Below are 11466 nucleotides of genomic sequence, written 5' to 3' on the forward strand. Positions count from 1 at the left end.
TTAAATAAAATTAAAAATAGATTTATTAATAACCAATTTTACATATGATTAACTATTAATAATATTTTGATTAATTTTCATAAGCAAAATTATAATATTTGATAGTGAACCTAAAAAAACATATCATTTCTCATTTCTTTACTCAATTAGTGTGACTCAAAGCCTTTTATAACCACTATAAACCAGCGGGTATTAGCCAAATTTATTATTGGCACAAATAAATCACCTTTTAACATTTTGATTGGTTATGTGAATTCAAGCACTAAATAGTGAGATAGGATGGTAATAATTGCATATTTATGCCTAAACATAGATCACAAAAACTATTCACTTAAGTAGGAGGTGGGTTGTTACTGCGAATTAAAAATATGAGCCATGTTTTATATTGGAAGTAAGTGAAATATAAAAAATACACGCGATATTATAAATTACACCTCTTATCATAAGATGTAATAGCGCTTCCTCTCTGTGGGATCGAGAAAGCACAATAGAATGAGGATGATCAACGTTTCCTAAACGTCTGGCTAGGGCTTTCACCAAAGCGAGCTTTGTATTCTGCACTGAACCGCCCCATATGAGAAAACCCCCACCTCATCGCGACCGATGTTACGCTGGTTGCCTCACTAGTAAGCAAATCATTCCTTACATGATCTAGCCTTAAGTTTCGCAAGTATTGCATTGGCGTAGTTCCAACGAAATCTTTAAACCCGCTGTAGAGGCTGCGAATACTAATCCCACATACCTGTGCAAGCAGCTCGACTGAAATCGGCTCATGGGCGTGCGCTTCCATGTACTCTTGAGCCCGCTTAATATGACGCGGGCGAATAGACGTGCGTTGAGTCACTTTCTCTTCACTTTGCGAATGTTTGTGGTTTAAAAACAAAGTGGTTGCGGTGAGCTGGTTAAGCTGGCTGGTAATCAGTTTATTTTCTCGAAGTGCGGGATCCGAGTTAGCGTAAAAATCGAGTAAATAAGAGAGCAAGCAATACCACGCAGGGCAATCTTGCCAGCGAAACCCTACGTCAAATCGTATCGGGTCATCAATATCATGCCCCAAAATACCAATTGCAGTTCGCTCCATTAATGAACGAGATATCCGGACCATAAACTGGTCGTTATCGTAGTCCCAAACCATGTCTGTTTGCACTTCGGGGTTCAGTACAGACGCTGTACTTTCGGTCGATTCGATCTTCTCTGAACCATTAGTTACGCAAGCATGACCATGAATTGGGATTTGGATGCAGTAATAATCTTTTATCGTAGGGATATGGATGGATACACTAGATCCATACTTTAGGCGATACAAAGAGATATCACCCAGAGGCATATAATGCATACTGGCATCAAGCCTACCATTATTATTAATAACGTTAAGCTCGTGAGGTGTCATGACACGTCCGACACTTGCTTTGGCTTCATCTACATTGCTTGAGCTAAACAACAAATGGCTTGATTCGTCTAATCTCTGGCGAAACGCACGAACACTAAAACGAGGAGACTCAGTTGCGTACTTCATCTTTGCTCTCCATCTTTTATTTGTGCCTACTCAAAAAGTTCCTATGCGTAATGTCACTCAAACACAAGCTTTACTCATACCGAGTTGCACTTTAGGAACCCTCTTCAGAAGGCTGCTTCCATTGCATTGAGTCTTTATTGCGGCGAGTAGTGCATTACGCCACGATGTGACTCTTAACATAATATTAACATAGTACTCAATACGGTCTGCATCTGTTATCCGTATTTTGCTCAAACTATCCAAATAGTGCAGTTTTTGACCGCGCCGCCTTTTCACTTGCCTCTTTTACACTTAGCGCTTTTTCGCTTTACTGATCCGCTTATGGGCGTGTCTTTTGTACTTTTTTGCTCCTTGTACACTTTTTAGAGAGCTCCTAGGTGCATATTTCATATCCGCTTTTTGCCAAGCCTATCCCTGCCCTGCAATAACCCCCATTTTCCATTGAATTGTCGCATTGTCGCGGTTAGATCACTGGCTAATACTGAAATCACACGGACAAGTTCAAGGATGAACAATGAGTGAACCAAGGTCAGACGCAGTCATCATCGGTAGTGGTATAAACAGCTTAGTATGCGCTGTTTTGCTTCAATCTAAAGGTTGGACAGTCCACATCATAGAGCAGTGTAAATCCGCTGGCGGAGCAGTTAAATCTGGCGAATATACGCTTGATGGCTTTCGACACGACTGGGCAGCAATGAACCTTTCACTTTTTGCAGGTTCACCCTTTTTCCAACAATTTGGCGAGCAACTTAAAGATCATGGTTTAGATCTGGTTGAAGCGCACCATTGCTTTGCGAGCGTATTTCCAGACGGTAACTGGCTAGGCATCAGCAAAGATCAATTAGAGAATGCCCGCAGAATCCAAGCCTATTCAGACAAAGACGAAGCAAGCTGGAACCACCTCACCGAGAAGTTCTCCGTGCAAGCTCCGCTTATTGTTCCGTTTTTACAGTCCCCTTTTAAGCTCGCCCCATTATCCAAACATATTTGGCAGCTTTACCGTAAGGAAGGCACCCAAGGAATGGCTGATCTTTTGCGCTTGGTTGTCAGCTCGCCGAGGGAATGGCTGGATACCCATTTTGATTCAGAACACGTCAAAGCAACGCTCGCGGCTTGGGGGATGCACCTAGATTTCGCACCAGACATTGCGGGCGGGGCTATTTTTCCTTTTCTTGAATCGTTCGCTAACCAAGCTTTTGGCATGGTGATAGGAAAAGGCGGTGCAGACACCATTATACGTGCCATGGTGAGCTTCATTGAATCGCAAGGCGGCACACTAGAATATGGCACGCGCGCTTTAAAGATCATCACATCTCAAGGTGAAGCCATCGGCATAGAAAAAGAAGACGGGAGAGTGCTCCTTGCGAACAAAGCCGTGATCGCCAATGTGTCTCCTTCTGGGCTTCAGCGTTTGGTTGAGAACGACAGCCACCAAGAATCATTGAAATGCTACGATGCCTTTCAACACGCACCAGGCACTATGATGATTCATGTCGCCACCAATAAATTACCCAACTGGACTGCATCCCAAACCCTAAAAGCATTCGCTTACGTGCACATTGCCCCTTCGATGGATCAAATGGCGCAAACCTATCAACAAGCCATGGCTGGAGTATTGCCAGAGCAACCGGTTATTGTTGTGGGGCAACCGACAGCGATTGACCCAAGCCGAGCACCTAGCGGAAAACATACGCTGTGGATTCAGGTTCGGATGCTTCCTTCCAAAGTCCTCGTTGATTCGATTTCAAGCGAACCATCCAAAAGCTGGCATAAGTTAGCTGAACCCTACAGCCAGCATGTATTGGACATCATCGAACAATACGCACCGGGATTCCAAGAAAGCATTCTCTCTAAGCGCGTGGTATCCCCTGCTGATTTAGAAGCCGATAACCCAAATTTGGTGGGCGGCGATCAATTGTGTGGCAGCCACCATCTCAATCAAAACTTTTGGTTCCGTCCTGCCTTTGGCAAAGCCGATGGCTCTACACCAATATCAGGTCTTTACCATACCGGTGCCGCAGTGTGGCCTGGTGCAGGAACAGGCGCGGGGGCTGGGTATTTGCTTGCCCAAAAACTGGCGAAGTAAACAAGTCTAATTGAGTAAAACAACACCTGAGAAATAAACAACACCCGTGAAATAAACGTGAGCTCAGTCATTGAAAAACACTAGGAGTGTAAAATGAAAATATGGAAGTTGAGCAATAGGATAACTGGAGCGCTAATGATTATGTGCCTTGCGCTTATCCAATCATTTTCAGCGCAAGCGAAACCCATCGAAGAGTTGGTTATTGCCTCGAATGTTAACCTACCAAGTTGGGATCCTACCACTGGTCCCTCATCAGTAAACCCGACAATTCAAGGTATTTATCAATCGGTATTTGATCAATTCATCGCACAAAAAACGGACCTGAGCCAATCTCCCGGATTAGTGACTAACTGGGGCTGGCTGGAAAACAAAACCAAAATTTACCTCACTATTCGAAGTGATGTTAAATGGCATGATGGCACACCATTAACACCAGAAGATGTCGTTTGGTCTTTGCAGCGAGCAGGGAACGAGAACAGCGGTAACCCCATTCAGTTTATCTGGTCGACCATTGGAAATTTTCAGGTTGAAGGAAACACCATCATCGCAGATGTGGTTCGATTTGAGCCCACGATTTTCAAGTGGATGAGCTTTCTCACTGGGTATGTACTGCCAAAACACTACATTGAAAAAGTGGGTCAAAAGGGATTCGAAGCTAAACCAATCGGCACCGGCCCCTACATGGTGGAAAAATTTGAGCGTAATGCGTACATCCGTTTAAAGGCAAACCCAAACTACTGGGGAGGCAAACCAGAGTTCGAATACGTTACCATTAAGTTTGTTACCGATGCGTCTGCGCGAGTGGCTGAAGTCGAATCTGGCAATGCTCACGTTACGCTTGAGATCCCTTACGAAGAATACAATCGCCTAACACGTAAAGATCAGCTCAAAGGTGTCGCTTCCCCCGTTTCGGATATTGGAATGATTTTCTTTAATGACATTGACGCAATGAAAGATCCTAATGTTCGCAAAGCGGCGGTCCATGCGGTTAGCAAGTCTGCCATTGTTGAACGACTACTCAAAGGCTACGGCATTGCTATCGATACCTTACAAACTTCACTCTATAGCGCCTACAACAAAGAGATAAATACGCCCTACGATCCTGAAAAAGCCATTGCTCTGCTCGCAGAATCGGGCTATTCCAAATCCAACCCCGTGACGTTTACCATTCAAACCACTAAAGGGTTCAAGCCTAAAGATTACGAGATCATTCAAGCCATCGTGGGATTATGGCGCAAAGTGGGCATCAATGCAGAAATCGAAGTGTATGAAGTAGCTAAGCATTACGAATTGCGCGCGGCAGACAAACTGGCACCTGCCGCGTTCTATAACTGGGGCAACTCTATTGGCGACCCAACAACCTCAACAGGATTTGCCATGTTTGGTCCTTCGCCTCACTCCGTCTGGGATGGGGAAGATCTCACCGCGATGATAGGTCCGCTTTGGGGCGAGAAAGATGAAGCGAAACGGATTGAAGGCTGGAAACAAGTCGACAGGAAGATTGCAGAAGACGCGTTGGTTTTACCACTTTTCCAATACGTCCAACCCATCGTACATGACCCCAGAGTTGCGGTAATACCCCATGCTTCTGGTGCGTTACTTCCTCACTTAATGACGCGTAATTAGGGTCTGTATAAGACAGGGAGAAGAGGCATTCGTGCCTCTATAACCATATGAATTTTCGAACACTACTATTAAAGCTTGGCGCGATACTCATTACCTTATTCGGGGCAGCGATCATCGTATTTTTTGTCATACGTGTCGTGCCGGGTAACCCCATTGCGATGATGTTACCCCCCGGAGCAAACGAAGAAGATATTGCTCGGCTTACTGCTATGTATGGGTTGGATAAATCCATATTTGAGCAATTTGTTATTTGGATTTCCGGCGTCACAAAAGGCGATTTTGGTACCTCCATCACTACCCGCCAGCCTGTGCTTGAATTGGTGCTCGGCAGGTTACCCGCCACACTTGAACTGTCGGTTATGGCGTTGGTGTTCGCCGTATTATTGGGCGGTGCGTTGGCATTATCAGGTACGCTATGGCGAGGCACAAAAGTGGAATCCACCATTGATGTGACGAATGGCGTCGCGCTCTCGGTGCCCGATTTCTTATGGGGTTTACTTTTGATTTTGCTCTTTGGTGTACTTTGGCCGCTATTCCATATTTCAGGACGAATCACCCCTTCAATGGATGCTGATTTCTATACCTCATTCTTGTTGCTAGAAAGCTTGGTGACATTACGTTGGGCTGAATTTTCTGACTTGCTTTCCCATATGTTTATGCCCGCCCTAGCACTGGCAATTCCACTTGCCGCAATTATTGCTCAGCTCCTTAAACAATCGTTAAAAGAAACCATGCATCTCGACTACATCACTCTGGCTCGAACACGGGGCTACAGTGAAGCTTACGTCATCGTTCGAGAAGCCTTACCCAATGCCCTACTGCCAACTTTGGCTCTGGTGGGTGTGCAGTTCACTTTTCTCATTGGCGGAACGGTGATTGTAGAACGGCTTTTTTCCTACGAAGGGCTCGGTAATCTCGCGATAGATGCGGTCATCAATCGAGATCTTCCGCTTATCCAAGGGATTGTCATTCTATTTGCCTTGATATTCACATTGGTCAATTTTGTTGTGGATTTGACTTACTCACTACTCAACCCGAGGTTACGACATGCTTGATGGACGAAGCAAAGTACAGCTTAAAACAGGGTTAAGGCTATGGCTGTCTAGCGGTTGGTTATTGCTCTTAATCTTAGCCGCATTACTTGCCCCTTTTATTAGCCCACATAACCCTTTAGAACAAGATTTGTTTACCTCTCAACTTCCACCAGCTTGGCTCCCAAGTGGAGAACAAGGGTATTGGTTGGGTTCTGACTCGTTAGGGCGAGATGTCTTATCCAGAATCATTTACGGTACACAAGTGTCTCTTACCATTGCCATCACTGCCGGTATTCTAACCTGTGTTATTGGGTCGCTTCTTGGGCTGATTGCAGGTTACTACCGAGGCTGGGCAGATGCCGTGATTTCACGTGCGACCGACATATGGATGTCGTTTCCACCTGTGTTATTTGCCATTTTGTTGATCGCTGTTATCGGTACGGGTGTAACCTCCGTCATCGTTGCCATTGTGGTGATTGACTGGACGCGCTTTACGCGTGTGGTGAGAGCGGAAACCTTGAATCAATGCTCGATGGATTACGTCTTATCCGCTCGCGTTGCAGCAAGACCAAAATTCAATACCTTGATTAAAGAGATCTTGCCGAACCTTCTTCCCGCCATCAGTGTGCTTTTAACCTTGGAGATGGGTATTGCAGTAATTGTGGAAGCAATACTCAGCTTCGTTAATTTGTCTTTATCCTCCGATTTCCCGACTTGGGGCGGCATGATTTCCGAAGGACGATCGGCTATTCATCAAACTTGGTGGGTATTGGTGTTTCCTTTAGTTGTGTTGTTCTTAACAGTGTTGAGCTTTAGCCAGCTCGGCGAAGGTTTAAAAGAAAGGTTTGATCCGGTGCTACGATGAATACTTACTTAAAAATTCAGGACTTGTGTGCCGCCTTGCCAGATTCTATTCCCGTTCTGCGTAACGTTTCTTTTGCGGTAGAAGAAGGAAAAGTGCATGGTTTGGTCGGCGAAAGCGGCGCGGGGAAAAGCATGATTGGTCGGGCGATTTTCGGCACGCTGCCAAGAGCGGTGTCCGTCAGTCAGGGTAACATTATATTGGATGGAAAATCGCTGCAAGATTTTACCCCAAAAGCCCGAAGGCAATGGATTGGGCAGAACACTGCACTCATCCCTCAAGATCCATTAACCGCACTCAACCCTTCAAAGCGTATTGGTAGGCAAATAACGGGTCGATTAGTCGATATTCTTGGCTGGTCAAAACGAAACGCCCAAATGAGAGCTATAGAGTTACTTGAAGAAGTTGGCATCCCTCATCCCGATAGAGTAATGAAAAGCTATCCGCATGAATTATCTGGCGGCATGAGACAACGCGTATTGATCGCTGCTGCCTTTGCGGCACAACCCAAACTCATTGTTGCCGATGAACCCACGACAGCATTGGATGTGACGGTTCAAAAGCAAATTCTTCGATTGATAAAAGAGATGCAAAGCCACCACAACACCACGATTTTGTTTGTAACGCATGATCTTGGCGTGGTCGCAAAAGTATGCCAATCGCTGTCGGTACTTTACGGTGGAAAAGTTCTCGAAAATTCTTTGGTTACAGACTTCTTTGCTGAACCGGCTCATCCATACTCTAAAGCGCTGCTCGATGCGACACCAAAGTACACCAGCCCAGATCAGAGCTTAAAACCCGTACCGGAAAGCGTTATTCAATTGACAAAACTGGAAGTCATTAAAGGTAACAAGGAACATCGCTATGGATCGTAATCTGTATGAAATTCGGAACTTGAGCGTCAGTTACCCTGACATGGCAAACAAGCCATTATTTGGGCACGCCCCACGAATAGAAATTATCAAAGGAGTAAGCTTCGATATTCGTGAAGGTGAGATTTTAGGGATTGTTGGTGGTTCAGGGTCGGGAAAATCGACACTTGGTCGTGCCATGCTGCGCCTTTTAGACAGCGATTCTGGCAGTATTCAATACAACGGTGAAGACATCACGAACTGGTCCGAAACCGAGTTACGAACGTTGCGTCAGCAATTTCAAATGATCTTTCAAGATCCCATGTCGTCACTTAACCCAAGGCATAAAGTCTCCACCATTATTGGAGGACCGCTAAAATTGCATGGTTTTGATCAGGTAGAAAGGCGAGTGGAAAACGCGTTAGAAATGGTTGGCTTGCCCACATCGTTCAAATTTCGATACCCCCATGAGCTTTCAGGTGGACAAAGGCAGCGAGTTGGCATTGCACGGGCAATAGCTTTGGAACCCAAATTTGTGCTCGCGGATGAGATATTGTCGGGGTTGGATGTTTCCTCTCAGGCGCAAGTACTCGCATTGTTAGAAAAGTTGCGAGAAGAGCTCAATTTCACCATGGCGTTTGTCAGCCACGATTTGTCCGTCGTGCGCCGTCTGTGCGACCGAACAATGGTGTTAAAGTATGGGGAAATCATTGAGCTTGCCGATAGCGCTTCACTGTTTTCTTTCCCTAAAACGGCGTACACAAAAGAGTTGCTGGATGCGATTCCTCTGCCGGAAATTGAACCAGATTGGTTGGAAAAACGTGCTTAAAAAGGCCTTATCCAAGAGAGGAAACAACGTTAACTTGCTGAGACAAACTACCTCAAATCATAAGTTAACGTTGTAGCCCCGCAAAGTTACATCACTTCCTTTAAATAGTCGGCAAAACGCTTACCAAGAGTCTGCTGGAATGCCTTACGGTCAAAGCCTTCAGGATCGTTTGCTATCGGACCCAGTTCGGATTTTAAATATTCTGGAAAAGTCGTTAAAAACGAATAGTGACCCGCATTAGGTACATTTATGTAGGTTAACTTCCCTTTGCTCTCTAGCCCTTTCCTGATTACGTCAGCATTATGAGCCTCTGTTAACTCATCGTCTTTTTCTGGCACCAGCAACATGGTCGGAATGTTCACGTTATGTAACGCCTTAGCCGAGATAAAGGGAGCGCCAACTGGCGCCATCAGTATTTGCGCTTTTATTCGTATATCCTGACCACTAATCACAACGTTTTGCGTTAGAGCATTGTTACGCACTGGCATGCAATAAGGATCGGAAATGGTCGGTGTATTTTTACATAATTCCACTAAGTCTTGGGTGCGAGCGACTGCCCCAGAAACCACAAGAGCCGTATACCCCCCCATAGAGTGCCCTAACACCGCGATTTTCTGAGCGTTTGTATGTTCCACTAGGCTTGGGATAGACAAAATTTTATCAATGGTTGCAGATACGTGCTTAGGTCGGTTGATATAGTTTTCAACTTTCCCTTGGTTGGAATTATCCAGATAATTGTTTTTGGGGTGTAGGGGCATTGCCACGATAAAGCCATTTCTGACTAACGACATGGCAATGTCTTTATAGGATAGGTTGCTTCCTCCAGACCCATGTGACAAAACCGCAAGTGGGAAACGACCTTCTGCTATTTCTCCGCCTATCGCAACATTCAGAGAAAAGGGACCAAAAGCCACAGATTTGGCTGGCGATGAGGTTGGATAAAAAACCGCAACAGGCAGCTTTTCACTCGCGTCTTTTAGGACGACACTCATCTTGCGGAAACCAACATCATTCGCATACGAGAATGTCGATATGAATAGAAATAGAGCTATCACTAACCTGAAATAATGTCGCATTCCAATCCTTTAAAATAACGATAAATAGAGCGTATATAGAGTTGAGTGTGTATAAAATCGAGTATACCTAAGGTTTCACTTTCTTATAAATCACAACGTGAGAAAGAAACAGATAAGAGTACCTTTCATTAACTCGAAGTTTATACTCCACCTCATCTTCCGATAGCTTTTCCCATGATTCACCGAAGTATTCATTGATATCATCCACTGCTTCACTTTCATCTTTTAGATGCTTTTTGTTCCATTGATAAGTGCAAGACAACACCAAAACACCATTTAAACTAGTTGTGTCCATTAATGCACTAACGATGCTTTTTGGTGAGTCGCATTGATCTAGTACGTTTAGGCAGACACAAAGCTCAAACTTGTCTTGCACTGTATCCGTTTCAAATGGCGATTTGATTAAGGTGAAGTCGACATGAGAACACACATTGGCTATTGGTGTGGCATCAAATTGAAAATACTCCTGTTCACCCAATCCTTTGATATAAGGGAACTCACACTGTCCCCCATCGATAAGCAGACGTTTAAAATTCGTAATGAACCGCTGCGAGGGCTCAACAGCAGTGACAGAGTGAATGGATGGAAAGCGTTGGACTAGTTCATAACAATTTCTTCCAAGAGCGACTCCTACTTCTAAAGCCGTTTCTGGGTAATGGTTTATATAGCAAAGCGTATCCGCAATGAATGTAGAGACCTTTTTTGAGTGCTCTGAAAAGACAAACGAATCGGGAACAAATTTGGACTGGTTTTCAAGTGTCTCGTCTATTCCTATCTCACGAAGTTTATCCAACCACTGGATTTCAAAATATGCCGCCAGCCACTTTTTTTCTAAATAGAAATCATCCAATTACGCCACTCCTTAGCTCTATGTTTATGTTTTGTTTCAGCAGTCCGCTCTACTTAACACACGAACAACTGAACACCTAATACTTGAAGAAACATAAGAGATTGATATCGCAATTTTTACGCACTTCAACACGAAGATTCTCATAAAAAATGCCGAGTGTTGAAGGGCTTTCGGATGGCTGCTTGTTCTCATTTATAACCAGACGGGATACGTTCTAAAGCCCAAATCCAACCTTTGGTTGCTTGCGCACAGATCTAACCCCCCAAGGGGACAAATCCGGTTTTGGTTGACCAGTAAAGTCGCCTAAACATATGTACCCTTTTGCCAAGTAACGATATAGGAAATCACCGCCATCCAACGCGCCCGTTTTATCATCTCCTACTGGTAGACGAATGCGAGCTACACGAAGATCGGATGCGGTTTTAAATGCCGGATAGGCTGATGAGTTTATTTTGTGGGAATCAAGATCGTTCAATAGTGCTTTATCTGACATTTTGGCCGTAGTTCGACTAAAAATCATGATGAGACGCTTCTGCCGCTCAGACGACACGATGAGCATTTCCATTTAAGTATTCCGTTTGAAACAAAAAAGTATATAGGAAGCACTTCTCCAAGACTATACCCAAGTGACCTCAAGATGCTAGGTTCAGCGAGAATTAACTGGCTTTCAGGCAAGGCATCGATTTGAAGATCTAACGGTTCTAAATCAAGAATCGATAACGCAGTATGAAAGCCA

10 protein-coding genes are annotated in these 11466 nt (G+C 44.6%); 6 read left to right on the top strand and 4 right to left on the bottom strand.

The genetic code is table 11. The annotated features are described in order from the left end of the window. Positions 1-502 precede the first annotated feature (502 nt). The gene (locus VPNCDNU1_RS17795) at positions 503-1516 is read right to left on the bottom strand and encodes an AraC family transcriptional regulator (RefSeq protein WP_104401567.1); all 1014 of its coding nucleotides are present in this window, start codon (positions 1514-1516) and stop codon (positions 503-505) included. A 514-nt stretch (positions 1517-2030) separates the two neighbouring features. On the opposite strand from VPNCDNU1_RS17795, the gene VPNCDNU1_RS17800 reads away from it, so the two are divergent. The 6 genes from VPNCDNU1_RS17800 (at position 2031) to VPNCDNU1_RS17825 (ending at position 8804) form a co-directional block, all read left to right on the top strand. Then, positions 2031-3602 (top strand): phytoene desaturase family protein, encoded by a 1572-nt coding sequence (locus VPNCDNU1_RS17800; RefSeq protein ID WP_104401568.1) that lies wholly within the window; start codon positions 2031-2033, stop codon positions 3600-3602. A 93-nt stretch (positions 3603-3695) separates the two neighbouring features. Further along, positions 3696-5228 carry an ABC transporter substrate-binding protein gene (locus VPNCDNU1_RS17805; protein WP_104401569.1) on the top strand — a complete coding sequence of 511 codons (1533 nt, stop codon included), beginning with the start codon at positions 3696-3698 and terminating at the stop codon, positions 5226-5228. Positions 5229-5275: 47 nt separating this feature from the next. Continuing rightward, positions 5276-6283, top strand: coding sequence for an ABC transporter permease (locus tag VPNCDNU1_RS17810; protein ID WP_104401570.1), 1008 nt, complete (start codon positions 5276-5278; stop codon positions 6281-6283). Continuing rightward, positions 6276-7127 (top strand): ABC transporter permease, encoded by an 852-nt coding sequence (locus VPNCDNU1_RS17815; protein ID WP_104401571.1) that lies wholly within the window; start codon positions 6276-6278, stop codon positions 7125-7127. Before VPNCDNU1_RS17810 ends, VPNCDNU1_RS17815 begins: the two co-directional genes overlap by 8 nt. Further along, positions 7124-7999: an ABC transporter ATP-binding protein gene (locus VPNCDNU1_RS17820; RefSeq protein WP_104401572.1), complete on the top strand. Its 876-nt coding sequence runs from the start codon at positions 7124-7126 to the stop codon at positions 7997-7999. Before VPNCDNU1_RS17815 ends, VPNCDNU1_RS17820 begins: the two co-directional genes overlap by 4 nt. Then, positions 7989-8804: an ABC transporter ATP-binding protein gene (locus tag VPNCDNU1_RS17825; protein ID WP_104401573.1), complete on the top strand. Its 816-nt coding sequence runs from the start codon at positions 7989-7991 to the stop codon at positions 8802-8804. The genes VPNCDNU1_RS17820 and VPNCDNU1_RS17825 overlap by 11 nt, the downstream gene beginning before the upstream one ends. Positions 8805-8890: 86 nt before the next feature. On the opposite strand, the gene VPNCDNU1_RS17830 is transcribed toward VPNCDNU1_RS17825, so the two are convergent. The 3 genes from VPNCDNU1_RS17830 to VPNCDNU1_RS17840 all read right to left on the bottom strand — a co-directional run bounded on the left by VPNCDNU1_RS17830 (position 8891) and on the right by VPNCDNU1_RS17840 (position 11295). Continuing rightward, positions 8891-9880 carry an alpha/beta hydrolase family protein gene (locus VPNCDNU1_RS17830; RefSeq protein ID WP_104401574.1) on the bottom strand — a complete coding sequence of 330 codons (990 nt, stop codon included), beginning with the start codon at positions 9878-9880 and terminating at the stop codon, positions 8891-8893. 67 nt (positions 9881-9947) lie between these two features. Then, complete coding sequence (locus VPNCDNU1_RS17835; protein WP_104401575.1) at positions 9948-10730, bottom strand: SAM-dependent methyltransferase; 783 nt, start codon at positions 10728-10730, stop codon at positions 9948-9950. Between the two features lie 214 nt (positions 10731-10944). After that, complete coding sequence (locus VPNCDNU1_RS17840) at positions 10945-11295, bottom strand: hypothetical protein (protein ID WP_104401576.1); 351 nt, start codon at positions 11293-11295, stop codon at positions 10945-10947. Positions 11296-11466: the final 171 nt, after the last annotated feature.

This window comes from Vibrio penaeicida (assembly GCF_002933855.1).
Classification (GTDB): Bacteria; Pseudomonadota; Gammaproteobacteria; order Enterobacterales; family Vibrionaceae; genus Vibrio; species Vibrio penaeicida_A.

Excerpts from the sequence above, each read along its gene's own strand:
- VPNCDNU1_RS17795 (WP_104401567.1), bottom strand. The coding sequence starts at position 1,516 with ATGAAGTACGCAACTGAGTCTCCTCGTTTTAGTGTTCGTGCGTTTCGC.
- VPNCDNU1_RS17800 (WP_104401568.1), top strand. The coding sequence starts at position 2,031 with ATGAGTGAACCAAGGTCAGACGCAGTCATCATCGGTAGTGGTATAAAC.
- VPNCDNU1_RS17805 (WP_104401569.1), top strand. The coding sequence starts at position 3,696 with ATGAAAATATGGAAGTTGAGCAATAGGATAACTGGAGCGCTAATGATT.
- VPNCDNU1_RS17810 (WP_104401570.1), top strand. The coding sequence starts at position 5,276 with ATGAATTTTCGAACACTACTATTAAAGCTTGGCGCGATACTCATTACC.
- VPNCDNU1_RS17815 (WP_104401571.1), top strand. The coding sequence starts at position 6,276 with ATGCTTGATGGACGAAGCAAAGTACAGCTTAAAACAGGGTTAAGGCTA.
- VPNCDNU1_RS17820 (WP_104401572.1), top strand. The coding sequence starts at position 7,124 with ATGAATACTTACTTAAAAATTCAGGACTTGTGTGCCGCCTTGCCAGAT.
- VPNCDNU1_RS17825 (WP_104401573.1), top strand. The coding sequence starts at position 7,989 with ATGGATCGTAATCTGTATGAAATTCGGAACTTGAGCGTCAGTTACCCT.
- VPNCDNU1_RS17830 (WP_104401574.1), bottom strand. The coding sequence starts at position 9,880 with ATGCGACATTATTTCAGGTTAGTGATAGCTCTATTTCTATTCATATCG.
- VPNCDNU1_RS17840 (WP_104401576.1), bottom strand. The coding sequence starts at position 11,295 with ATGGAAATGCTCATCGTGTCGTCTGAGCGGCAGAAGCGTCTCATCATG.